Raw genomic sequence first — 22,886 nt, forward strand, 5'->3', positions numbered from 1 at the left:
AGGACAGTTTATACTCTCCATAGTTTCTGCATTTGAAAAGCGTTTTCCGTCATGTAGAAAGTAGAACATAGTGAAACCCTGGAAGTCGCTGTCAGACTTTCCCTTCGTTCGTTGAGTGTATTTTTGTGAAGAAGAGGCACTGCTATGACAAAGATGACATTGCAGGAAATAAATGCTCTTGACCAGGAACGCTTTACTGCAACGCTTTCATCGCTCTTTGAGGGGTCCCCCTGGATCGTGCGTGAGGCATGGAAGGCGCGACCGTTCCAGAGCAAGCAAGAGCTGCATCAGGCGCTCTGCACGATTCTGGAACAGGCACCCCGCGAGCGTCAGCTTGATTTGATCCGGGCGCATCCCGACCTTGCCGGGCGGGCCGCGCAGCTTGGCACCCTTTCCCCCGCATCGACCGATGAGCAGGCCTCTGCCCGGTTGAACCGCCTGTCTCCTGAAGAACTGGCAACCTTTACACGCTTGAATCAGGCGTATCGTGAGCGCTTTGGCTTCCCTTTTCTGATCTGTACGCGCGAGAATACCAAAGAGAGCATTCTTGCCAGCTATCCTGAGCGGTTGCAGCATACAGCCGAGCAGGAAATGAAGATTGCGCTTGGCGAGATTGAGAAGATCTGCCACTACCGGCTTCAGGATTTGTTACAGTAGTCCTTCCCGAAGCATATAGAGCCGTCCGATGTACTCTTTCTTCTGTGTTCAGTGAACCCGATACAGCGAATGAATCGCGAAAGGAGCCTCATTATGAGCGGTGGCTATTCTTTTGACATCAGTTATGGCAAGATGCGCGTCCCTGTTTATCGTGTCTATGCAACTCCACTTGAAGGTATTTCTGCTATTCCTGAATCTGCCTTTACTGGCAGGCCAAACACGCTCTTTGCACTGGAAGTAGACGTTGAGGTGTTCGGGCGGAACTTTTTTCCGGCATACGAAAAAGGGGATAACTCGAATGTGGTGGCGACCGACAGCATGAAGAATTTCGTTCTGCGGCAGGCGTTGTCCTATGAGGGCGCGACGCTTGAAGGCTTCCTTGAATATCTGGGGCGCAACCTGCTGGCTGCCTATAGTCATATGGAGGCGCTTCGAGTGAGCGGGCGTGAACTTCCCTTTCATTATGTCCCTGTGCCGCATCAGGAGCGCTTTGAGCAAAGCGAAGTGCTGTTCAGCCGTGCTCATGGGGACTACGCGGTTGCCTCGCTCGATCTCGCACGGGATGAGCAGCAACATCCGACGCTCTCGAATCATCGCTGTGGGCAGGTCGGGCTAGAGCTGTTCAAGGTAACAGGAAGCTCGTTTACCCGCTTTTATCGCGATGAGTATACGACTCTGCCCGAGCGCGAGGATCGGCCCCTGTTCATCTACCTTGACGTATTCTGGAAGTATGGCGAGGTCGCTGATATGCTGGCAGCCGACCATCAGCGCTATGTGCCAGCCGAGCAGGTGCGCGATCTGCTACAAACCGTGTTCCATGAGTTTGTCAGCGAGTCGATTCAACATCTTGTATACGAGATGGGCAAGCGCTTGCTGGATCGCTTCCCGCAGCTCGCCGAGGTCTCTTTTGAGGCGCAGAACCGCACCCGCGATCCGATGGCCGTGTCAAGCGTGGACGAGAGGGTGAAGGTCTACAGCGACCCGTTCCCGGCCTATGGCCTGATTAAGCTGACGTTGAGCCGCTGACAAGGGAGGTGCAGATGACCGGTTTCCTGACCACGCATGTGCTGGATACCATGCATGGCATCCCGGCGGAAAATATGCAGATCGAGCTCTGGCGGCTTGGTGAGACACGGCACCTGCTGAAAACGGTCTACACCGGCGCTGATGGCCGAACCGTGCAGCCGTTGCTTCAGGGTGAGGAGTTTCGCCAGGGCCGCTATGAGCTGACGTTCGCCGTGTGGGCCTATTTCGCTGCACTGCAGGTTGAATTGCCCGATCCACCATTTCTGGATATTGTGCCCATTCGCTTTGGGATTGCCGATGCAACGGCTCACTACCATATTCCATTGTTAGTGTCACCGTGGGCCTATTCCACCTATCGCGGGAGTTAAACTATGTCCGCAACGACAGTGATGGAACGCTGCGACATCCTGGGCCGCTTGAGCGAAGAGCCCGGGATGCTCACGCGGCCAAGCCTCAGCCCGTCAATGCAGCAGGTCAATAGCCTGGTTGCGGGCTGGATGCGTGAGGCAGGCATGAGCGTACAGCAGGATGCAATAGGAAATATTTTCGGGCGTTATGAGGGACAGCAAGCGGGCATGCAAACGCTGGTGCTCGGCTCGCACCTCGATTCGGTGCGCAATGCCGGGCGCTATGATGGTCCGCTCGGGGTGCTGGTGGCGCTCTCCTGTGTGGAGCGTCTCTACAGGCGGGGCGAGCGGCTTCCCTTCGCGCTTGAAGTGGTCGGGTTTACTGATGAGGAGGGCCTGCGTTTTCAGCATGCGTATCTTGGAAGCAAGAGTGCAACCGGTATGCTGGCTCCCGATGCGCTGCTGCTGACCGATGCAACTGGCACAACGCTCGCCGAGGCGATTCGCGGGTATGGCGGCATTCCTGAGGCGCTTAAGCAGCCTCGCTGGCGTCGCGAAGACCTGCTTGGCTACTGCGAGGTGCATATTGAGCAGGGACCGGTTCTGGAGGCGCAGCAGGTGCCTATCGGCGTCGTGACGGCCATTGCCGGACAGAGCCGCCTGAATGTTCGCTGCATCGGGCTTGCCGGGCATGCTGGCACGGTGCCGATGTCGCTCCGGCGGGATGCGCTCTGTGCGGCGGCGGAGTGCCTGCTACTGATAGAGAAGGAAGCGTGCGAGTACCCGGGATTGGTCGCCACGGTTGGTCAGGCAAGCGTCCTGCCGGGCGCAAGTAACGTTATTCCCGGAGAAGTGCGCTTCAGTATCGATATACGTCATCAGGATGATACTACCCGTGCGCGGGCGCTCTCCCGCGTGCTGGAACAGATACGGGCAAGCTGCCAGCGACGCGGCATCACGGTGCAATGGGAGGTGCTGCAAGAGAGCAAGGCAGTCCACTGTCAGCCGCGTCTGCGCCGTCTACTGGAACGGGCGGTAGAAGCTAGCGGCTACCCGCTCATGACGCTCCCGAGCGGGGCCGGCCATGATGCCGTTGTCATGGCAGAATTGACCGATATTGCGATGCTCTTTGTGCGCTGTCGCGGCGGGATCAGTCATCATCCCGATGAGGCAGTAGCGGTAGAAGATGTAGCGATCGCGCTCGATACACTGGAGCGCTTTGTCCTTCTACTGGCTCAGGAGGCGGCTGTATGAGTACCTATGATCTGCTTGTGCGCAATGGTACCCTGGCAAGCGGTGAAACAATCGACCTGGCAGTGTCTGCCGGAACCATCGTTGCGCTTGGTCGAGAGCTGACGGGCTCAGCACAGGAGGAGATCGACGCGAGCGGGCTCTATCTCTTTCCTGGCGGCATCGATGCGCATGTGCATATCAACGAGCCCGGGCGCACGCACTGGGAGGGCTTCGCCACCGGATCGCGAGCCCTGGCTGCGGGCGGCATGACGGCCTTTTTCGATATGCCGTTGAACTCCACCCCGCCGACGCGTGACGCTGCTGCCTTTCGACAAAAGCTTGAGGCCGCTCAGCAGGCGTCTTTGCTGGATTTTGCCTTCTGGGGAGCGCTGCAACCGGATAACCTGGAACAGCTTGACGAGCTGGTTGAGTGTGGTGTGATCGGTTTCAAGGCGTTTATGAGCGAGAGCGGCACTGACGATTTTCAGTCAGTTGATGATCTGACGCTGTACGAGGGGATGCAGCGCATCGCGAAGCTTGGAAGCTTGCTTGCGGTTCATGCCGAGAACCTCACTCTGACGCGGGCGCTTGCACAGCGGGCTCGGGCGCAGGGAAAGACCGATATTCGAGCATATTTAGAATCGCGTCCGATCATAGCGGAAGTTGAAGCCATTCAACGGGCAATCCTGTTTGCAGATGAAACCGGCTGTCCTCTCCATATCGTGCATGTCAGTTGTGGGGCTGGTGTTCGACTGGTAATCGAAGCACGGGCACGTGGGGTCGATGTAAGCTGTGAGACCTGCCCGCACTATCTGGTGCTTACAGAAGAGGATGTTGAGCAGCTCGGGGCGGTTGCGAAGTGCGCGCCGCCGCTGAGGCCGCTTGAGGAGCAGGAAGCGCTCTGGGACTATGTGCGCCGGGGTGAGATCGCGTTTGTGGCTTCGGATCACTCGCCTGCACCTCGGGAACTCAAGGAGCACGAGGACTTTTTCGCGGCCTGGGGCGGCATTTCGGGCGCACAGTCGACGCTTCCGCTCTTGTTGACCGAGGGCTACGCGGCGCGTCGGCTTCCCTTGCCGCTGCTTGTTGAGCTGATCTCGGCACGCGTGGCCCGACGTTTTCGCCTCTGGCCACAGAAGGGAAGCCTTACGGTGGGGAGCGACGCGGATTTCGTGCTTGTCAGGCTGGAAAAGCGCTATACGCTGCAACAGGATGGTCTCTTTTACCGGCATCAGCATAGCCCCTATATCGGGCGGGAGATGCAGGGAGTGATAGAACGAACCGTTGTGCGCGGGCAGACCGTCTACCTGGAAGGTTGGCATGCTGAAAGGCCGTATGGACGGTTGCTGCGTCCGGGAGCGAAGGTGTAAGAGCGCTTGAGAGGAGACTTCATTATGTTCTGGGAAACGATTGTTCGCCCGACAACGCTTGCGGAGGCGCTGGAGCAACTGGCGCGATATGGGGATACGGCCCGGGTGGTTGCGGGTGGGACCGATGTGCTGGTTGAGCTTCAGCGCGGGGTCAAGCCGACGCGGACCTTGATTGATATTACGGGGCTTGCGGAGCTGCGTTATCTGCGTGAGGAGCAGGGCGTGTTTGCCTTTGGTGCCCTGACGACGCATAACGATATCGTGATGTCGGCTGCTTGCCGCGAACGGCTGCTGCCGCTGGCTCAGGCATGTTGGGAGGTCGGCGCACCGCAGATTCGCAATCGGGCAACGCTGGCGGGCAACCTGATTACCGCGTCGCCTGCGAACGATAGCATTGCCCCCCTGATGGCGCTTGGGGCCGAGGTTGTGCTGTGTAGCAAGGAGGGTGAACGTGTCGTCGCGCTTGATGACTTCTATGCCGGCTTCAGGCGTACCGTGCTGCGGCCCGGGGAGCTGCTTCGTGAGATTCGGGTTCCTGCGTTGCGCGAGCAGCAGCGGGGCCTCTTCCTCAAGCTTGGCCTGCGGGGCGCGCAGGCGATCTCGGTGATCGATGTCGCGTTCGTCCTGACGTTTGACGGTCCGCGTGTCAGTCAGGCGCGGATCACGCTTGGCTGCCTGGCTCCGACGGTGGTGCATGCTCGCTCGGTTGAGACCTATCTTCAGGGCAAGGAGCTAGACGCGGAAACCTGTCAGGAGGCGGGCCGAATCGCCAGGCAGGATGTAACGCCGATCGGCGATGTGCGAGCCTCGGCGGAGTATCGCTATGAGACATTGCAGCACTATATTGAGCAGGGCCTGCGTCGCATTGCCGCGAACGATGTGCGAGATCAGCGGATGGATGCGCCTGTAGCGCTGGATACCGGCAAGCAAGCAGAGGCCAAACCATTCACGGGAACCATCGAGACGACGGTGAACGGGAAGCCTTGCCGCCTGGTTGGTGCGGAGCGCAAGACGCTGCTCAACGCGCTGCGTGAGGATGCGGGGCTGACCGGCACGAAGGAGGGCTGCGCTGAGGGTGAGTGTGGGGCCTGTACGGTCTGGCTGAACGGGCAGGCGGTGATGTCGTGCCTGGTGCCTGCTGCACAGGCTCACGGTGCCGAAGTAACCACGATCGAGGGACTGGCCGACGGCGACACCCTGCACCCCTTGCAGCAAGCGTTCGTCGATTGTGCGGCGGTCCAGTGCGGCTTCTGTATCCCGGGTATGCTGATGGCCGGTGCCAAGCTGCTTGACGAGTGTCCGCACCCCGATCTCGACCAGGTGCGTGTGGCGCTGAGTGGCAACATTTGCCGCTGTACAGGATATAGTAAGATTCTTGATGCAGTACAGGCTGCTGCGCAGAGCGATCTGACAGCCGGGAAGGCAGGGAAATCATGAGAAGAAGTATTATCGGTGAGCCTCTGAAGCGACCCGACGCGATCGGCAAAGTCACGGGTGCAACGCGGTATCCGGCAGATCTCATCAAGCCCGGCATGCTGCATATGCATGTGGTGTATGCTCATCGTCCACATGCGCGTATCCTTGCGCTTGAGACCGAAGCGGCTCTACAGGCTCCCGGAGTGGTGGCTGTGCTGACCGCTGCCGACGTTCCTTATAACGCCTTTGGTCTGGGGGTGGACGATCAGCCAGTGCTGTGCGAGGACGTGGTGCGCTTTGAGGGCGATAAGGTGGCGCTGGTTGTCGCTGAAAGCAAAGAGGCGGCGATAGCGGGCGCGAAGCAGGTTGTAGTGCGGTACGAGGATCTACCAGCGGTCTGTGATGCCCGGGCCGCGCTGGCTCCCGATGCGCCGCTTGTGCATGAAAAACCAGGCACGAACATTCTGAAGCATGTGCCTATTCGCAAGGGCGATATCCGCGCCGGGTTTGCGCAGGCCGATCTGACGCTTGAAGATACCTTTGAAACAGGCTGGCAGGAGCACGCCTACTTGCAGCCCGAGGCCGGTATAGCATATATCGATGAGCAGAATCGCGTTATTATCGAAACGGCGGGCCAGTGGCTGCACGAGGATCGCCGGCAGATTGCAAAAATACTCAAACTCCCTGAGGAACAGGTCATCATTCGCTATGCTGCGGTCGGTGGCGCGTTTGGTGGCCGTGAAGACCTCTCCCTTCAGCACTTGCTTGCTCTGGCTGCCTGGAAATTGCGGCGTCCGGTCGCGATGCAGTGGAGCCGAGAAGAGTCGATCATTGCGCACCACAAGCGGCATCCGATGACCATTCACTGTCGTTGGGGTGTGACGAAGGGTGGGCGGATTGTGGCGGTGGAAGCCGAAGTGCTGGCTGACGGCGGGGCCTATGCCTCCACCAGCGAGGAGGTGCTGAAGGTCGCGGCGCTCTTCGCAAGCGGCTGCTATGAGGTTCCACATATCAAGGTCGACGCCTACGCGCTCTATACAAATAATGTACCGAGTGGTGCATTTCGCGGCTTTGGGGCACCGCAGGCTCACTTTGCGACCGAGATCATGGTAACGCGTCTTGCTCACAAGCTTGGTATGGATCCGGTTGAGCTGCGCCGTCAGAACATCTACCGTGAGGGCAGCATTGAGCCGACACAGAACCAGTTGCCACCTGGCGTCAGTGCGCTTCCCGTGCTTGAGCGCTGCCTTGAGGAGATGCGTACATGGGGTGAGCTTCAGCAGCCGTCCGAGCCGTACTTGCGCCGGGGACGCGGGATCGCCAGCGGGATTAAGAATTTGGGCTACTCGTTCGGGTATCCAGAGCAGGCAACCGCGACCGTGACGGTGTTTGGCGAGGCCGAGCTAGAGCGGGCCGAAGTGCGGATCGGTGCGACCGATGTCGGGCAGGGGGCGCATCTGGCACTCCGTCAGATTGCGGCGGAGGCGCTTGGCTTGCCGCTTGAGAAGATATCGCTGATCTGTGAGGACAGCAGCATAACGCCGAACGCGGGCAGTACCTCGGCCTCACGTATGACGCTGATGGGTGGGCGTGCGGTGCGTGATGCGGCTCTGGCGGCGCGTGAGAAGTGGAGTTATACCGATGACGAGAGGGCCGAGGCCACGTTCCAGTTTCGGCCGCCCGCGACGACGGCAATGGAGGCGGGAAGCGGTCGCGCTACCCCGAACTATTGCTATGGCTACGCGGCGCAGGCGGTCGAGGTGGAGGTGAACACGCTGACCGGTCAGGTGCGGGTGATGCGGGTGATTAGCGTGCATGATGTAGGAAAAGCGATCAATATGCAGCAGGTGACGGGACAGATTGAGGGGTGTCTTGCGCAAGCAGTCGGCTATGCGCTGCTGGAGCATTTCCAGGTGCGTGAGGGCCATGTCCTGACCCCTTACCTGAGCACCTATCTGCTCCCCACGGCCCTTGATATGCCGCATGATATTCGACCGGTCGTGCTGGAACTTGCCGATCCCAACGGCCCGTATGGTGCGCGTGGTGTCGCCGAAATGCCGCTTGTGCCGTTTGCGCCTGCGGTGGCGATTGCGATTCATGATGCGGTAGGGGTCTGGCTGAAGCAACTGCCGATGGTCCCGGAGCGTGTGCTTGCGGCGCTTCGGAAGCGGTCCGAGTTAGAACAACAGCAAGCGACGATAGCCGCCCAATAAAGCAAAAGGAAAAAAGCATACAGGAGGTATGAATGCAGTTATTACGTATCACGGTTGGTTCGCTCTCGTTTCTGGCCCGGATGGAGGAGGAGGACGCACCCCGAACCTGCGAGGCGTTCAAGCGCTGGCTCCCGTTCCGTAACAGGCTGGTACAGGCTCGTTGGAGTGGGGAGGCGGCATGGATCCCGCTTGGTGAGCTCGATACGGGGCTGAGCTTTGAGAACCATACAAGTCATCCGGCTCCTGGACAGCTCTTACTCTATCCCGGGGGGTTCAGCGAGACCGAGCTGCTATTTCCGTACGGGAATACCTGTTTTGCCAGTAAAGTCGGTCAACTGGCGGGAAATCACTTTCTGACTATTGTTGAGGGTATGGAGAACATAAAAGAGGTTGGTCGTCTGGTACTCTGGGAAGGAGCCCAGGACATCGTATTCGAGAGAGGCTAGGATGCGAGCGCTTCGGGATGCCGCCTGATTCCCTGTGCGATCTGGCTCCCGAAGCCACCGCAACGCACCGTTAGCAATTGAAATCTGGAGGGTTTTTTATGGCAAATGTCACCGTTGACGCGCAGAAACAGACAAAGGCCGTTCACCCTGTTGATGAAGTGTTACCACTGGGACAACTCCTGGTCTATGGTTTTCAACACGTTCTGGTCATGTATGCCGGTGCTGTTGCGGTTCCGCTGCTGGTCGGGGCTGCTCTCAGGCTGAGTCAGGAGCAGATCGTCTACCTGATTAATGCTGATCTCTTCACATCCGGTATTGCGACTCTCATTCAGGTTCTTGGTCTGGGCAAGCTGCCCATCGGCTCAAAAATGCCAATCATCCAGGGGTGTACCTTTACCGCCGTCACGCCCATGATTTTGATTGGTAATACGCACGACTTGACGACGATCTATGGTTCAGTGATTGTCTCGGGCCTGATTGTCTTCCTGATAAGCCCGTATTTCAGTCGAATTACGCGTTTTTTCCCGCCCGTGGTGACGGGGACGATCATTACCACGATCGGTCTGACGCTGCTTCCTGCGGCGATTGGTTGGGCCGGTGGAGGGCAGGCGCTCTCGGACCCGGCATTTGGCAATATCGGGATTGTCCTGTTCTCGTTCGCCGTCCTGGTGTTTATTCTGCTGATTTACCGCTTTTTCCGTGGTTTCATCAGTAATATCGCCGTGCTGCTCGGGATCGTCATTGGCACCCTGGTTGCTATTCCGCTTGGCCTGACCAACTTTGCCGAGGTGACAAGGGCCGACTGGTTCGGCATTACGACGCCATTCCGCTATGGTTTGCCGACGTTTGACCTGGCTTCGATTGCGGCGATGACGCTGGTGATGCTGGTCACGATGGCTGAGACGACGGGCGACATGATCGCGGTTGGTGATATCGTCGGGAAGCGCGTGTCACGCCGTGTGCTGGCAAGCGGCCTGCGTGCGGACGGCCTCTCGACGATGATTGGCGGTGTGCTGAACTCGTTCCCATATACCGCGTTCGCTGAAAATGTGGGCCTGGTGAGCCTGACCAACGTCAAGAGCCGCTTCGTGGTGGCGACGACCGGTGTGATGCTGCTTGTTCTGGGGCTGTTTCCCAAGCTTGGCGCGGTTGTCGCAGCGATTCCGGCGCCAGTACTTGGCGGAGCCGGGATTGTGCTGTTCGGCACGGTGGCGGCAGTCGGTATCAAGTCGCTTGCGAAGGTCGATTTTAGCAACCATGCGAACGTGATGATTGTTGCTGTGAGCCTGGGTGTCGGGATGATCCCTGTGGGAGCGCCGACCTTCTATCACCAGTTGCCTGATTGGTTGCAGATCATCACAAATAGTGGAATCACTGCCGGCTGTGTGGCTGCTATCGTGCTCAACATTTACTTTCACGGGTTCAAGGGTGGCGGCCACAAAGATGAAATCATGGAGCATGAGGAGCACGAACTGCAACCTGTCCTGGCGACCGAGGGGCCCCGACTGGATGAGTTTGCATCCGAGGCACCTGCGCCGAAGCGGGAAGAAAAGGGTATACCGGATAAAGAGGACTAGAAGGGATTCAATAGCTTTATGGTACAGTTCGACGTGAACATCTCGATCCTGTTGAAAGAGGTTCCATTCCTTGAGCGCTTTCGGCGTGCGGCTGAGCTTGGATTTGGCGCGGTTGAACTCTGGTGGCCAGGTGACGAGCAGGCTGACGCGGTTGTGAGGCAGGTGCGTGAGCACGGCTTGCAGGTTGCCCTGATGAACTTTGATGCGGGCGATATGGCGGCGGGCGAGCGCGGCTTTCTCAACGATCCGGCGCAACAGGAGCGCTTTCGAGAGCACGTGCCGCGCGCTCTGGACCTGGCGCGAGCGCTTGGTTGTCCGCGGCTGAACGCGCTGGTCGGAAACAGGCTTGCAGGCGTAGGTGAGGAAGAGCAGCGAACCCTGGTCTATGAGAATCTGGTCTGGGCGGCTGATCGGGCAGCCCGGGCGGGCGTAGAGATCGTGGTGGAGTCGCTGAACAGCTTCGAGAACCCGCGCTACCCGCTGACAACCACGGCTGATGTGCTTGACCTGCTCGATAGGGTAAATCGGCCCAACGTGCGGTATCAGTATGATATCTACCATATGCAGCGTATGGAGGGGAACATTCTTGCCACCCTGCGCAAGCATCTGGCGCGGATCGGTCATATTCAGGTGGCGGATTCGCCTGGCCGTCACGAACCCGGAACCGGTGAGCTGCATTATCGACACATCCTGGAAGAGCTTGAGAGGCTTGATTACCGTCTGTTTGTCGGCCTGGAATACAACCCACGAACCACATCGGAAGAAAGCTTTGCCTGGCTGCCTGCTGAAAAGAAAGGCTCAAATTCCGTCTCTCGCCTCCGTCTGTTGTAGCGTCAAGGGGCTTCCCGGGCCTGGGGAGCCCCATTTCTTTGTCTTGCCCTGCTACTCTATAATACAAGAAAAAGGAGAGATATCGGAAAATGGAGCAGCATACTGTATTTGGGTTAGCGCGGAGGGATGGTTCCTTTCTCCTGGTGCGACATCGAGGGGACGAGCGGCTTTCCTGGTGGTTGCCGGGTGGCGTCGTTGAGCCCGGGGAGCCTTTGCAGGAGGCGCTACGGCGCGAGTTGCTGGAAGAGACGGGGCTGCAATTGGTGGGAACACCTGAGCTGGCTTTTGTGGTGCAGCTTGTGCGTGAAACTGAGCAGGGGCCAGTTCATGCCGGTTTTGCCTTCCACTTCGCCTGTGCGCTCTGCGGACAGATCCAGCCACGGGACCCGGATGGGCTGGTGATCGGGGCTGAGTGGGTCACCGAGAGTGAGGTTGTACGCCTGCTCGAGGTGCACTCATGGTATGATTGCAGGCCGTTAGCTGATTGGCTCGCGGGAAAAGGGAGAACCGTCTACTTCCAGCGCATCGAGTAATAATGGAGTGCAGCCCACTGAGCTTTCTTCTTATACATGAGATGGAGGAGAGATCTTGTGCTCTACCAGTAAAATAAAGAGAGATGGAGGGCTTGCTGAAAACGGATATGCTCTTCAATGAATGGCCCGTGGTAGTGGCTCGTTTCTTTGCTTCGATGCCGCTTGCAGAGAGGAAGTGGAGCGATGTCGTGCAAGGAGCGAATAATTGCGCATATAGAGGAGCGCAAGATTCCATATAAAATCGTGGAGCATCCATGTGCGTACAGTGCCCATGCACTTGCGCAGTGTAAGCAACTGCCTGAACAGCGGGTTGCGAAAGTGGTACTTGCCTATGTTGATGAAAAGCTGGTGATGCTGGTACTTCCGGGGTCGCAGAAAGTGGATCTGGAGCGGCTTCGGGAGGCGTTCCATGCATCGCTGGTGCAGCTTGCTCGTGAGCATGAGTTTGCAGAGCTGTTCCCGGACTGTGAGCTCGGAGCGATGCCGCCTCTCGGGAACCTCTACAACATTCCAGTATATGTTGATACGCGTCTCCAGGAGGAAGAAGAGATTATCTTTCCCGCTGGGTCACATCACGAGGCGATCCAGATAAAGTACGAGGATTTTGAGCGTCTGGCTCATCCGATTAAGTTGGATTGTGCGCGTTCTGCCATTTATACCAGATAGGATGTGCTCGGCATGGAAGCAAGAAACGAAAAACTACCTGTGCCTTCTCTTATATATCGATCTCGCCCCAGACAGTCAGAAAGAACGTGATGCCGCAAAACGTCTCTGCCTGCATCTCTATGAGAACCTGTTCGTATAGCTTCGCAAGCGCTTTATCGCTGATAAGTCCTTGCTCAAGCAGGGCTGGTTGTACGAGCTGGAAGAAGGCCACGCAATCGAGATACATACCCTGATGTCCCTCTTCTCCTGCGGAAAAATTCCACACAAAGGGTCGCTCTTGAATAGAACGACAGTGTATATTTTGTAGAAAGCGCTTCAGCATTGGTGTAATCGCCAGCGTGACAGCGCCTTCGGAGAAGCCGAGGCCACGATTATGCCCGGCTTTCATATAGAGTTGATGGAAGCGCTCGAAGGCCCGACTATTCGTGATACCCCATTGATCGCACTCTGTCAGGCGAATGATGCCGCCCGGGCGCAGGATCCGCACACACTCATTGATGAAGAAGGGCCAGCAAGCGCGGGGCATAAATCCTGCTATCGTGCGTGCATTCACCAGATCGAAGCTGCGAGAAGGGAAGCGAAGGGGCTGTGTGGCGTCCATCACGTGGAACGACGTGTTTTCGAGCCCTTGCATACGGGCCTGCGTGTGCGCGTATTCAATCATTTGTTCACTGACATCGATGCCGACAACCTCGAATTCGGGATGCTCGAAAGCCAGATCGAGTACCCATTCTCCCGGTCCACACCCGACATCAAGCAAGCGATGGAAGCGCGTGAGATCGGTCTGTTCGGGTAAATATCCTCCCATTTTGTTGGTCAGGAGGCGGCCCTGTTGCAAGAGACGTGCCTTTTCTGCGCTGCTCTCGGGGTCGATAAGATACGTTCTGCTCTGCTTTGAGCGCCTCATACCGAAGCCCTTTCTTCTTTCTTGACACTTCCCCGGCTCAAGCCCGGGGCTCTCTGGCGCATTTTGCATAAGGACAGACGATAAATCAGTATATCATTTTAGTATACGGCCTCATCTAAAGCTGCACTTTGAATAAGTTCTTCCTCTAATTGCCTCATCACTATGACTGAAGCTTCCATGCGAGTCATCGCTTTTCCCTGCAAGAGGAGCTCCTGTACACGCTTGTTAAAAAGACGGAGATATGGTTCCTGTTTTTCTGGAGGTGGCAATAGTCTGAGTTCAATTTGATCGAGCGGAAAATATTGATTTTCATCGAATGCGCCTACCGCAAGATGACAGTATTTCTGGATAAGCTGGACGCGGTCACGGGTGAAAAAGCGTTTCTGGGTGCTGATGAACGAGAGGCAGGCGGCCACTTTCCCGGTACGCTGAATCGGACAGACAGCGATACTGCTGCCGTGGTCAAGCGGTCGCAGGGGAAGCCAGCCTGTGTAGGTATGCGCGTCTTCAATGACGTAGTGATGGCTGGTTGAAATGGCTTGCCCGGCCAGCGACTCGGCTCCACAGTAGATATTGCGCTCCTCGCGTTCGGTGTTCCAGGGGCGCGTTCCGATGCGAAAGAGCTCGCGCAGGCTGTGGACCTTCTGGCCAGGCCTGGGAGCCGTACATACGATTAAGCTACCGACCAGCCCCAGGCGTTCCGGGTCGAGCTGTTGAATCGCATAATTGAAGATATGATCAAAAACAGTGATAAAGCGTAGCTCTCCTGCCAGCAAGGAGATTGCCTGTAAGACTGTTTCATAACAAATAACGGGAATCGAGAGCGGTTCTATAAATCGTGGAGGTGTCTCGGGAAGCTGAAAATCTTCCCGCGATAATTCCGGGAACTCCTGAAGCAGCGAAGGGATGAGCTTTTCGCGATATTCGGGCAGAGAAGCCACAAGCTGTTGAAGTGAGTGAATTTGTGGTCTCGGGTATTTCTCTTTCCCGGACGCACGCGAGGGACTACTTACCCACCGAGTAAGCGTCACTGGATTGATGCCCATTGCGTTCGCCAGTCGTTGCTTTTCCTGAGGATCGCTGATGATCTCTGCCAGGAAGGAGCGCCAGGAAAATGCCTCCCTGTTCATTGATACTATAGCCCTTTCTATACAGAGGGTTGATATATGGTGGAGCTCTATCGATACGTGAGAGTACATTTCTCTCTATTCAGTATACACCTTCCTGGCCCTCAGAGGGAAATGTATAACAACAAAATAACTTTGTCGTTAACTTTGTTGTTATACGCAGCTCGAGAACGTTGCAAGGGCTTCCCGGGCCAGGCGAGGGCTTTTTCTCTGTCGGGTTTCGAGGGGCGCTAGAGAGCGGTTTTTCCGGTAGAAGGGTTCGCTCTATCCCTCCTGGAAAAAAGGAATTCTGCAACATCTTCTTATAATAGAGAACTGTGAAGAATGAAAAGTTAAGAAAAAGTAGTATTGAGCTGAATTCATAGGGGAAAGAGCTTGACATATGCTATATGGGGAGGATATACTTTTGCCAATGTAACAAAACTTTGTCAGGCAACTGATCAAGACATGTGTTAGCACGTTTTCCTCAAAAGCTGAACCTTCGTCTTTGTAGACACTGTTTTTGTAGCACGGCTCATTTTCAGGATGACGACAGAAATAGTGGAGCATTCCCACGATAGAGCTGGCAGGGTGAAACGGGTTGGGAGTGCTCTGGAAGGCCGACGAAGGGATATACTTGCTTTGTTTTCCCTCCTGATAAGATGTTTCTCCTATAACTTCTGTCGCCAATGCAGTTTTAGAAGAGAACAGTAAGGCGTGCTCTATGGAACCTTTTGAACGCCGCATTTTTCGTCACCAGGCAGTAGAACAGTATATGAGAAGGCAGGAGCAAGAGGTGACGCCTCAACTGGGTGTTCCACTCCGTGTGCAATTGCTCTGGATAGTTCTCGTTCTGTTGTTTGTGGGTCTGCTCTGTCTCATGCAGCTTCTATCCGGGCAGATTGGAGGCTAGATGATGCAGACATCCAGACGGGAAAAGAGGAGGCCATACAGGCTCGGAGCCCATAAGCGCAGGGTTCCAGAAATACTTCAGATGAGTGAGCTGGAATGTGGCGCGGCCTGTCTGGCTATGATTTTAAGCTATTATGGCCATGCTATCACTATCACTGAAATACGTGAGACGTGTGGCATAGGGCGAGGCGGCTTTTCAGCGTATAACCTGGTACGGGCAGCACGAGGCTATGGACTGAAGACGCGGGCAGTCTCGGTTCAAGCCGATGCATTTCGCTCACTGCGCCTTCCAGCTATCATTCACTGGGAGTTCCACCATTTCTTGATTCTTGAGCGTTGCACGAAGGACACGGTGCAGGTCGTTGATCCTGCAAACGGGCGGCGACGCTTGACATTGGAGGAGTTTGATCGGGGCTTTACCGGGATCATGATCCTGCTGGAGCCAGGGCCAGGATTCGAGCGGCGGCGCTCATCACCCTTCTTTGGGCTTCGCTCCTACATCAAGACGTTTGTACGGCAGACTCCTGGCCTGTTGCTCCAGGTATTGCTTGCATCGTTGGTCTTGCAGCTTTTGCCGTTGAGCATCCCACTGCTGACCGGCCTGATTGTGGATGTCATTTTGCCAGAAAAACTGAACACTGTCATCATGACATTGGGGCTTGGAATTGTCGTCTTGTTTGCAATGGAGGTTGTAGTGACGCTGTTACGGTCGTTGCTGCTGGTCTATTTGCAGGCGCGAGTAGATAAACATATTATGGTCTACTTCTTTGAGCATCTGCTTTCGCTTCCATTGCGTTTCTTCCAGCTTCGCTCAAGTGGCGATATTATTGCACGTTTAAACAGTAACACGGTTATTCAGGATCTGATCAGTAAGGAACTGTTAAGCTCGTTACTCGATGGTGGTTTAGCGACTTTTTATCTGGTCTTGCTCTTCTGGCAGTCGAGTCTGTTTGGCTTGATTGCACTGGGAATCGGCGCTTTGCAGATGACACTTTTCTTTCTGACGCGGGAGCGTTTGCAGTATCTGACGGTAAGCGAGCTAAACGCACAGGGGCGCTCCTATGGCTATGCAACGGAGGTCTTGACCGGCATCGAGGCGCTAAAGGCTGCGGGCGCTGAACCGCGTGCTATGCATCATTGGTCGAACTTTTTCTATCAGGAATTGAACCTTTCCGTCCGAAAAAATCTGTTCTCGTCGTTTATCGATACATTTCGTACTTTAACATCGACGCTTGCTCCACTGCTCTTGCTCTGGGCGGGTACCATTCTGGTACTGAACGGGACGCTCAGCATCGGCGTCATGTTGGCGTTGAACGCGCTTGCGATCGCCTTTCTTATGCCGCTAGGCTCGCTTGTAGAAACCGGGCAAAGCCTCTGGACAACACGTTCGCATCTTGAACGTATCTCCGATGTGCTGAAAGAGAAATCGGAGCAGGAAGGCGAGATCACCGATCGGCCTCCCGAGCTGTCCGGGCGTATTGCGCTGAAGGGGGTGAGCTTCCGCTATGATCCTACTTCGCCCGATGTGCTTCAGGCAATTGACCTGGACATCGAGCCAGGGCAGAGTGTGGCGATTGTCGGGAAGACCGGTTCAGGGAAGAGTACGCTCGGGAAACTGTTGCTTGGGCTTCACCAGCCGACCGAGGGGGAAATCTATTACGATTATCTTCCGTTGCGTACGCTCAATTATCGGGCTGTGCGGGCGCAATTCGGGGCGGTGATGCAGAACGCGACGATCTTTAGCGGGACCATTCGAGAGAATATCACCTTTCATGATCCCTCTATCGATATGGGACGGGTGCTCGAAGCGGCTCAACAGGCGCTGTTACGCGAAGATATTGAGCAGATGCCGATGGGATATGAAACCCTGGTCGCTGAAGGGGGAAGCGCCCTCTCCGGTGGCCAGCGGCAACGGCTGGCAATCGCGCGGGCTCTGGCTCATAAGCCCGTCGTGCTGCTGTTGGACGAGGCGACCAGTTCTCTTGATGTCGAGACGGAACGGGCGATTGAGCGCAATATTCGGGCCTTGCGCTGTACCCGAATTATCATCGCGCACCGGTTGAGCACGATTCGCCGCGCTGATTTGATCGTCGTGCTTGAGCAGGGGAAGATTATCGAGCGTGGGACGCATCAGGAGCTCTTACAGCGAGATGGCACCTATGCCCGGCTTATTCGCCATCAGCTTGCGCATGAGCAGGACGACGACTCGCTGTATTAATGCAGCAGGAAGAGAGGCATGAACTCAACTATTATTCGAGCGTGGAAAGATGCGCGGTTTCGCAAGCAGCTTTCTGAGGAAGAGAGAGCACGGCTGCCTGCAAGCCCGGTGGGAGAAGTGTGCGAGCTGCGAGACGAGGAACTGAGCGGGATTGCTGGCGGGCGCGGCATGGAAAACACCCAATTCCTTCGAGAGTGTCGCGACTTTTCGTCGAAATATCTCTGTTTCTCGCAGCGGTTCTATAACGGTCAGTGCTGGTGAAAACACATATACAGGAAAGGAGGGATGCATGAACAACTGGATCGCACGGGCATGGAAAGATGCGATCTATCGCAAGCAACTGACGGCAGAGGAGCGCGAACGGCTCCCCGAGAGCCCGGTAGGCGAGGTGAGCGAGTTGCAAGATGTGGAACTGGACGAAGCGACGGGTGGGCATGGAGGCTATGGCTTCGTCTGGTCGGACTGGTGGCGGAAATGCCGCCCGCGCCGCTCCTATTATGGCGGCTGCTACTCGAAGCGCTATGACCCATATGGCCGTCGCTGCTTGTAGAACTGCATTGTGCAGGATTTGAGAGGGTACTTTGAGACACACAAGGGAGAGAGCAGATGCACTCAACTATTATTCGAGCGTGGAAAGATGCGCAGTTTCGCAAGCAGCTTTCCGAAGAGGAGAAAGCACGTCTCCCCGAAAGTCCTGTTGGGAGCGTCACCGAGCTGTCCGATGAGGAGCTAGGCGAGGTTGCTGGTGGATATGGGAGTAGCCACTACTGGTCCTACGATTGGTGGAGATGTCGGCGGCGCCGTTCCTATTATGGTGGGTGTCGTTCCTACGGAGGCTGCTATTACTCAAATGTGGTTGTAGGACCTATCCGAATTTGCTGGTAGTAGAAAATCCCTCCCAGAAAACGCGTAGGCCAAAACGCAGGATTTTGCTTCCTGCAAAGGGGAAGAAGCAATGAACTCGAAGATCGTTCGTGCGTGGAAAGACGCTGAATATCGCAAGCAGCTGGCAGCCGAAGAGCAGCTCCCCGAGAGCCCGGTAGGTGAGATCTCCGAACTATCGGATGAGGAGCTAGGCGGGATTGCTGGCGGGTATTGGTCCAGTGGTCGCAGGTATCGCTCTTACTGGTGGTGCCATCGTCGTCACTCACGTTATGGCTGCTATTCCCGCTACTACGGCTATGCCAGACATGGCTGCTGGTAAACCTGAACGTATTGTGGACACATTGAGAATGTAGCAGGGAGGGAGGAGGCAGGCGCTTCCAGGATAAGCGCCTCCCCTGCCCTTCCCGAAGCGTGTTTTTGTTGTCGTTCTTCATACGCTTTCATTTCGCCTGCATTGGTCGCAGGCTCTAATCGGACCGTCTATCGCGATTCGATCGCATGAGAGGTATGAGGAAGAGTGTTTCAGCCGAATAGAGCTGAGAAAGGAAGAGAAGATGAAATCAGATGTAATGAGCCACTGGAAAGAGAAGAGGCAGAGCGACTCATTGGAAGAGAAAAAGATTGTCGAGCTTTCAGATGAAGAGTTGCTCGTCATTTCAGGTGGAAGTGAAGAGGTGAAGCCGAAGCACAAGAAGCCCCCCAGGCATAAGAAGAAGGGCCATTAATGCGCAGCTTTGACTTTTAGTCCTCCAGGAGGGTGGGGGGATCGTCTGGATCCTCCACTCTTCCCTGCTCCTCATAGATACTACCTACCTATTTATTCGTATGCTGATGTCATACTCAGGAGGATAACTCACATGCTGCACACGGTACCGCGCTCGATCTGGGAACAGCCGGTCTGGTATCGCGCCTTACTGCCTCACGAGCGATTCGATTCTGAGTTCACTTCTTTTCCGCAAGTTGAGGCTGGACAGTTGCTTCGGGAGTGGAGAAGTGGAACCCCGCTCAGGCGCGACGTCTGTTATCGGAACTGGTTAGAGCAGCATCAGCTTACTGAAGCAATGCTTGCTCACCTGTTAAGCGAGCCTGTGGAGGCGCTTCAGGCTCGATATGCAGAGCAACCCGAATGGCTGCGCTATCTGAGGGAGGCGTTTGAGGCTGAGGAAGGGCCTTCACTCTATCTGGAACAGCTTCTTGCTTTGTTCCCCCCCGCGATCTTTTTGAAGGGAATCGAGCCGCTACTTGTTCGGGCAACGCGCGAGCTGGAGACTGCATTGCAGGGTAGACTGAGCGCACATGACTGTATTCAGGATTTGTGTATTTTCTCCCTCTTTGCCTCCCTGGCCGATGAACTCCTTTTGCAGGTTGAAAGAGTATATGTGCTGGAGATGAACGTGATGCGCTTACAGGGCGAGTTGCGAGGCGAGACGCCTGAGGAGCGCTTTCACGACTTTATCCGGCAGATCAGCCAGAAGGAGCGCTCAACAGCGCTGTTGGCCGAGTATCCGGTACTTGCTCGACAGCTTGTGCTTAAGGTGCAGCAATGGGTGACAGTGGCTGTTGAGTTGTTCACGCGCTTTGCAGCGGACATTCAGGTGCTTCGAGAACGCTTTCATGCGACTGGTCGGCTTGTGGAGCTGCACGCGCTGGCTGGTGACGTGCATCACCACGGCAGAAGTGTCGTTATCCTCCTGTTTGACACTGGCTTTCAGCTTGTCTACAAGCCGCGTTCGATGGCGATCGATCAGCATTTTCAAGAGCTGGTGAGCTGGCTCAACGAGCGGGGCGCGACCTTACCGTTGCGCACGTTGCAGGTGCTTGATCGTGGAGACTATGGCTGGATTGAGTACGTTGAAACCGCTCCCTGTGCCTCCGCAGATGAGTTGAACCGCTTCTATGAGCGTCAGGGGAGCTATCTGGCACTGCTCACCGTGCTGGGTGCGACCGATTTGCATTCTGAGAATACTATTGCCGCGGGAGAACATCCTGTGCCCGTTGATCTGGAAGCGCTGCTTTATCCCCGGTTGCAGGAAGAGACGGCGGAGGATGAGCCGCTTTTCCCCGATCTCTCGATTCTGCATGTTGGACTGCTTCCGCATCGTATCGGTGCGAATGAGCATTCGATAGGTCTGGATATCAGCGGGCTTGGCGGACAGAAGGGGCAGAAGACTCCACAACCGGTAGCGACCTGGGAGGCGCCGGGAACCGATCAGATGCACTTGAAGCGAACCTATATCGAGGTTGAGGTGAGCAAGAATCGCCCTTCGCTGCTGGATGGACAGCCGGTCGATGTGCTGGACTATGTTGAGCCGTTGACACGTGGCTTTGCGCGGATGTATCGATTCCTGATGAACCATCGTGAAGAAATGCTGCAAGAGCAATTGCTACGTTTCGCTCATGATCGAGTGCGGGCGCTGTTGCGTGATACGAGCACCTATGGCAAGCTGCGTGATGAGAGCTTTCACCCGGATCTGTTGCGGGACGCATTGGATCGTGAGCGCTTTCTTGCTCAACTATGGGTAGAAGTGGAGTACGCTCCGGCGTTGCGTGATATCGTGCCGATCGAGTATGCAAGTGTGTTGCGTGGCGATATCCCTATATTCAGCACGGCAGTTGATGGGCGCGCCTTGCAAGCAGACGATGTTGCAACCATTCCTGACTTCTTTGGCGGTTCGGCGCTGGACGCGGCCCGAGATCGCATTTTACACCTGAACGAGCAAGAGCTGGCCCGGCATCTCTGGACTATTCGGGCGGCGCTGGCGACGACGCTGCTCGGTCATGAGCCGGATAGAGAGCAGCTTTTCCCTCAGCCGCTTGCTCCTCTACCTGACCCGCAGCGGCGGTGTGGTGAGGCTGCCAGTGCGCTGACCGGGCGTTTGGCCGAGCTGGCATTTTCGCAGGATACAATGGCGAGCTGGTTGAGCATCAGCTTACAGCAGGAAGAAGTCTGGGAGCTGGCCCCGGCAGATATCGATCTGTATGATGGCCTGAGCGGGATAGCGCTGTTTCTGGCCTATCAGGGGGCGTTGACCGGGCAGACCGAAGCAACCAACCTGGCTCGGGCGACGGTGAAGACGCTGCGAGCCTTGCTTGCTCAGGCGCGGCGCTTTCCAGCGGGAGCGGGCATCGGAGCGTTTACGGGGCTTGGTGGGCCACTCTACCTCTTTACCCATCTGGGTGTTCTCTGGGATGACCCGGCCTTCTTTGAAGAAGCAGACGAACTGGTCACGCTGATTGCCAGCCAGGTCGAGAACGAGCACCAGTATGACGTTATCAGCGGGCTTGCAGGCGCTATTCTGGCGCTCCTGGCTCTGGATGCAGTTCATCCGTCACCTTTCGCAGTGCAGACAGCGCGACGTTGTGGCGAGCGTCTGCTTGCTCTGGCCCGTCCTCAAGCGCGGGGGATCGGGTGGAGCCTGAGACCTGAGGAGCCGCCACTGACCGGGTTCTCACATGGGAATGCGGGCATTGTCTATAGTTTGCTCAAACTAGTTGAACAAAACTATGATCCGCGCTTTTTCTCCGCTGTTCAAGAGGCGCTGGCCTATGAGCGAAGCCTGTTTCTACCTGAACTGGGGAACTGGCGTGATTTACGTGAGATCCCGCCCGGGATGCGGGATGATGATGGGATCCCACCCACTATGGTTGCCTGGTGTCATGGGGCGGCGGGTATTGGCCTTGCCCGTCTGGCGGCGCTTCCTGTGCTGGATGATGCGCAGGTGCGAGCTGAGATTGAAACGGCTGTACAGACGACGCTGGCGATGGGCTTTCACTTCAATCACTCGCTCTGTCATGGGGCGCTTGGCAATATGGAGACGCTGCTGTTCGCCTCAAAGCGACTCGGAGAGGAGAAATGTTACAAGGCAAACCAGTTTGCCCAAACCAGTATACTGCGCAGTATTGAGCAGTTCGGCTTCATTTCGGGGGCGCCGCGTGGCATCGAGACGGTTGGCCTTATGACCGGCCTTGCGGGTATGGGCTATGAACTGCTCAGGTTGGTGTATCCGGAGGCGGTTCCCTCGGTGCTGACGCTTGAACCGCCGTCGCGCTCACTGTGAGTGAGGTGTCATTTCAGATGCTGTTCATCCAACAAAGAGGCTTTCAGCGCGGCCTGGCGCATGGCGTAGAGTCCTTCGATCCAGCTTCCGGGTTGCGCCTGAAAGTCGAGATCTTCACCGAAGATGCGGTAGTCACAGGTCAATTCTTCGCCAGGGCGAATATCGCGTAGAGCCTTCATCGCAAGCTGTCCATCACTTGAGATATAGTCGAGACAATTTGGGGTGTCGGCGTGATTCATAAAGCGAGCGTCATCGCTACAAAGAATGAAAACGTCGCGATTTGGTTCAAAATAGCTATAGTGGAAAAGCTGACGCTGTGCTTCTTCCGAGAGCGAGGCGATCTCTTCCAGCGTCAGAGCGAGATCGAAGCCCTGCTGAAAGCGCCAGATCAGGCTATCCCTGTAGAGGAATTGTGCAGCGAAGAGCCCAAGACCATGCACGGGACTGATTTGTAAACGTGTTTCTACCAGAAGCATACGACGTAA

Annotated in this window: 23 protein-coding genes; 20 read left to right on the plus strand and 3 right to left on the minus strand. The window is 56.1% G+C overall.

Annotated elements, in window-relative coordinates; genetic code table 11:
- Window positions 1–144: 144 nt before the first annotated feature.
- The 12 genes from uraD (at window position 145) to KTH_RS05050 (ending at window position 12,315) form a co-directional block, all read left to right on the plus strand.
- Entirely contained in the window at window positions 145–657 is a 513-nt protein-coding gene (uraD, locus tag KTH_RS04995) for a 2-oxo-4-hydroxy-4-carboxy-5-ureidoimidazoline decarboxylase (protein WP_111323400.1), read from the plus strand.
- 93 nt (window positions 658–750) lie between these two features.
- Window positions 751–1,683, plus strand: coding sequence for a factor-independent urate hydroxylase (gene pucL, locus KTH_RS05000; protein WP_111323402.1), 933 nt, complete (start codon window positions 751–753; stop codon window positions 1,681–1,683).
- Window positions 1,684–1,697: 14 nt separating this feature from the next.
- On the plus strand, window positions 1,698–2,051 hold the full coding sequence (gene uraH / locus KTH_RS05005) for a hydroxyisourate hydrolase (protein WP_111323404.1): 354 nt from the start codon (window positions 1,698–1,700) through the stop codon (window positions 2,049–2,051).
- A 3-nt stretch (window positions 2,052–2,054) separates the two neighbouring features.
- On the plus strand, window positions 2,055–3,284 hold the full coding sequence (locus KTH_RS05010) for an allantoate amidohydrolase (protein WP_111323406.1): 1,230 nt from the start codon (window positions 2,055–2,057) through the stop codon (window positions 3,282–3,284).
- Window positions 3,281–4,633: an allantoinase gene (locus KTH_RS05015; RefSeq protein ID WP_111323408.1), complete on the plus strand. Its 1,353-nt coding sequence runs from the start codon at window positions 3,281–3,283 to the stop codon at window positions 4,631–4,633. The genes KTH_RS05010 and KTH_RS05015 overlap by 4 nt, the downstream gene beginning before the upstream one ends.
- Before the next feature lie 24 nt (window positions 4,634–4,657).
- Window positions 4,658–6,070 (plus strand): FAD binding domain-containing protein, encoded by a 1,413-nt coding sequence (locus KTH_RS05020; RefSeq protein WP_497616825.1) that lies wholly within the window; start codon window positions 4,658–4,660, stop codon window positions 6,068–6,070.
- On the plus strand, window positions 6,067–8,262 hold the full coding sequence (locus KTH_RS05025) for a xanthine dehydrogenase family protein molybdopterin-binding subunit (RefSeq protein WP_497616829.1): 2,196 nt from the start codon (window positions 6,067–6,069) through the stop codon (window positions 8,260–8,262). The genes KTH_RS05020 and KTH_RS05025 overlap by 4 nt, the downstream gene beginning before the upstream one ends.
- 32 nt (window positions 8,263–8,294) lie before the next feature.
- Window positions 8,295–8,708 (plus strand): DUF3830 family protein, encoded by a 414-nt coding sequence (locus tag KTH_RS05030; RefSeq protein WP_111323414.1) that lies wholly within the window; start codon window positions 8,295–8,297, stop codon window positions 8,706–8,708.
- Window positions 8,709–8,806: 98 nt separating this feature from the next.
- Window positions 8,807–10,285, plus strand: a complete 1,479-nt coding sequence (locus KTH_RS05035) for a nucleobase:cation symporter-2 family protein (RefSeq protein WP_497616836.1) — start codon at window positions 8,807–8,809, stop codon at window positions 10,283–10,285.
- 18 nt (window positions 10,286–10,303) lie between these two features.
- Window positions 10,304–11,116 (plus strand): hydroxypyruvate isomerase family protein, encoded by an 813-nt coding sequence (locus KTH_RS05040; RefSeq protein ID WP_111323418.1) that lies wholly within the window; start codon window positions 10,304–10,306, stop codon window positions 11,114–11,116.
- An 89-nt stretch (window positions 11,117–11,205) separates the two neighbouring features.
- Window positions 11,206–11,649 (plus strand): NUDIX domain-containing protein, encoded by a 444-nt coding sequence (locus KTH_RS05045; RefSeq protein WP_497616841.1) that lies wholly within the window; start codon window positions 11,206–11,208, stop codon window positions 11,647–11,649.
- A gap of 183 nt (window positions 11,650–11,832) precedes the next feature.
- Window positions 11,833–12,315, plus strand: a complete 483-nt coding sequence (locus tag KTH_RS05050; RefSeq protein WP_497616845.1) for an aminoacyl-tRNA deacylase — start codon at window positions 11,833–11,835, stop codon at window positions 12,313–12,315.
- A 49-nt stretch (window positions 12,316–12,364) separates the two neighbouring features.
- Here KTH_RS05050 and KTH_RS05055 read toward each other — a convergent pair whose 3' ends face one another.
- Complete coding sequence (locus KTH_RS05055) at window positions 12,365–13,222, minus strand: class I SAM-dependent methyltransferase (RefSeq protein WP_497616850.1); 858 nt, start codon at window positions 13,220–13,222, stop codon at window positions 12,365–12,367.
- Window positions 13,223–13,320: 98 nt separating this feature from the next.
- A complete protein-coding gene (locus KTH_RS05060; protein ID WP_497616852.1) occupies window positions 13,321–14,352 on the minus strand; it encodes a GAF domain-containing protein in 1,032 nt (343 codons plus the stop codon).
- Between the two features lie 700 nt (window positions 14,353–15,052).
- Here KTH_RS05060 and KTH_RS05065 point away from each other — a divergent pair.
- From KTH_RS05065 to KTH_RS05100, 8 genes are all read left to right on the plus strand, one after another.
- Complete coding sequence (locus KTH_RS05065) at window positions 15,053–15,241, plus strand: hypothetical protein (protein WP_497616855.1); 189 nt, start codon at window positions 15,053–15,055, stop codon at window positions 15,239–15,241.
- 3 nt (window positions 15,242–15,244) lie between these two features.
- On the plus strand, window positions 15,245–17,458 hold the full coding sequence (locus KTH_RS05070) for a peptidase domain-containing ABC transporter (RefSeq protein WP_497623185.1): 2,214 nt from the start codon (window positions 15,245–15,247) through the stop codon (window positions 17,456–17,458).
- Window positions 17,459–17,476: 18 nt separating this feature from the next.
- Window positions 17,477–17,719 (plus strand): mersacidin/lichenicidin family type 2 lantibiotic, encoded by a 243-nt coding sequence (locus tag KTH_RS05075; protein ID WP_111323432.1) that lies wholly within the window; start codon window positions 17,477–17,479, stop codon window positions 17,717–17,719.
- A 28-nt stretch (window positions 17,720–17,747) separates the two neighbouring features.
- Window positions 17,748–18,008, plus strand: a complete 261-nt coding sequence (locus tag KTH_RS05080; protein WP_111323434.1) for a mersacidin/lichenicidin family type 2 lantibiotic — start codon at window positions 17,748–17,750, stop codon at window positions 18,006–18,008.
- A gap of 56 nt (window positions 18,009–18,064) precedes the next feature.
- Entirely contained in the window at window positions 18,065–18,343 is a 279-nt protein-coding gene (locus KTH_RS05085) for a mersacidin/lichenicidin family type 2 lantibiotic (protein WP_497616861.1), read from the plus strand.
- Window positions 18,344–18,413: 70 nt separating this feature from the next.
- A complete protein-coding gene (locus KTH_RS05090) occupies window positions 18,414–18,662 on the plus strand; it encodes a mersacidin/lichenicidin family type 2 lantibiotic (RefSeq protein ID WP_497616865.1) in 249 nt (82 codons plus the stop codon).
- Between the two features lie 235 nt (window positions 18,663–18,897).
- Window positions 18,898–19,068: a hypothetical protein gene (locus KTH_RS05095; RefSeq protein ID WP_497616867.1), complete on the plus strand. Its 171-nt coding sequence runs from the start codon at window positions 18,898–18,900 to the stop codon at window positions 19,066–19,068.
- 132 nt (window positions 19,069–19,200) lie between these two features.
- Window positions 19,201–22,401, plus strand: coding sequence for a type 2 lanthipeptide synthetase LanM family protein (locus KTH_RS05100; protein WP_497616869.1), 3,201 nt, complete (start codon window positions 19,201–19,203; stop codon window positions 22,399–22,401).
- A gap of 8 nt (window positions 22,402–22,409) precedes the next feature.
- Here the strand turns inward: KTH_RS05100 and KTH_RS05105 are convergent, their stop codons facing one another.
- Window positions 22,410–22,877, minus strand: coding sequence for an SET domain-containing protein (locus tag KTH_RS05105; RefSeq protein WP_111323442.1), 468 nt, complete (start codon window positions 22,875–22,877; stop codon window positions 22,410–22,412).
- Window positions 22,878–22,886 lie beyond the last annotated feature (9 nt).

Source organism: Thermosporothrix sp. COM3 (assembly GCF_059696735.1).

Bases quoted from the DNA above. Each gene is read 5' to 3' on its own strand.
- KTH_RS05020 (WP_497616825.1), top strand. From the start codon at position 4,658: ATGTTCTGGGAAACGATTGTTCGCCCGACAACGCTTGCGGAGGCGCTG.
- KTH_RS05055 (WP_497616850.1), bottom strand. From the start codon at position 13,222: ATGAGGCGCTCAAAGCAGAGCAGAACGTATCTTATCGACCCCGAGAGC.
- KTH_RS05030 (WP_111323414.1), top strand. From the start codon at position 8,295: ATGCAGTTATTACGTATCACGGTTGGTTCGCTCTCGTTTCTGGCCCGG.
- KTH_RS05090 (WP_497616865.1), top strand. From the start codon at position 18,414: ATGAACTCGAAGATCGTTCGTGCGTGGAAAGACGCTGAATATCGCAAG.
- KTH_RS05065 (WP_497616855.1), top strand. From the start codon at position 15,053: ATGGAACCTTTTGAACGCCGCATTTTTCGTCACCAGGCAGTAGAACAG.
- KTH_RS05105 (WP_111323442.1), bottom strand. From the start codon at position 22,877: ATGCTTCTGGTAGAAACACGTTTACAAATCAGTCCCGTGCATGGTCTT.
- KTH_RS05060 (WP_497616852.1), bottom strand. From the start codon at position 14,352: ATGAACAGGGAGGCATTTTCCTGGCGCTCCTTCCTGGCAGAGATCATC.
- KTH_RS05010 (WP_111323406.1), top strand. From the start codon at position 2,055: ATGTCCGCAACGACAGTGATGGAACGCTGCGACATCCTGGGCCGCTTG.
- KTH_RS05075 (WP_111323432.1), top strand. From the start codon at position 17,477: ATGAACTCAACTATTATTCGAGCGTGGAAAGATGCGCGGTTTCGCAAG.
- KTH_RS05100 (WP_497616869.1), top strand. From the start codon at position 19,201: ATGCTGCACACGGTACCGCGCTCGATCTGGGAACAGCCGGTCTGGTAT.
- KTH_RS05045 (WP_497616841.1), top strand. From the start codon at position 11,206: ATGGAGCAGCATACTGTATTTGGGTTAGCGCGGAGGGATGGTTCCTTT.
- pucL (WP_111323402.1), top strand. From the start codon at position 751: ATGAGCGGTGGCTATTCTTTTGACATCAGTTATGGCAAGATGCGCGTC.
- KTH_RS05040 (WP_111323418.1), top strand. From the start codon at position 10,304: ATGGTACAGTTCGACGTGAACATCTCGATCCTGTTGAAAGAGGTTCCA.
- uraH (WP_111323404.1), top strand. From the start codon at position 1,698: ATGACCGGTTTCCTGACCACGCATGTGCTGGATACCATGCATGGCATC.
- uraD (WP_111323400.1), top strand. From the start codon at position 145: ATGACAAAGATGACATTGCAGGAAATAAATGCTCTTGACCAGGAACGC.
- KTH_RS05025 (WP_497616829.1), top strand. From the start codon at position 6,067: ATGAGAAGAAGTATTATCGGTGAGCCTCTGAAGCGACCCGACGCGATC.
- KTH_RS05050 (WP_497616845.1), top strand. From the start codon at position 11,833: ATGTCGTGCAAGGAGCGAATAATTGCGCATATAGAGGAGCGCAAGATT.
- KTH_RS05080 (WP_111323434.1), top strand. From the start codon at position 17,748: ATGAACAACTGGATCGCACGGGCATGGAAAGATGCGATCTATCGCAAG.
- KTH_RS05085 (WP_497616861.1), top strand. From the start codon at position 18,065: ATGCACTCAACTATTATTCGAGCGTGGAAAGATGCGCAGTTTCGCAAG.
- KTH_RS05015 (WP_111323408.1), top strand. From the start codon at position 3,281: ATGAGTACCTATGATCTGCTTGTGCGCAATGGTACCCTGGCAAGCGGT.
- KTH_RS05070 (WP_497623185.1), top strand. From the start codon at position 15,245: ATGCAGACATCCAGACGGGAAAAGAGGAGGCCATACAGGCTCGGAGCC.
- KTH_RS05035 (WP_497616836.1), top strand. From the start codon at position 8,807: ATGGCAAATGTCACCGTTGACGCGCAGAAACAGACAAAGGCCGTTCAC.
- KTH_RS05095 (WP_497616867.1), top strand. From the start codon at position 18,898: ATGAAATCAGATGTAATGAGCCACTGGAAAGAGAAGAGGCAGAGCGAC.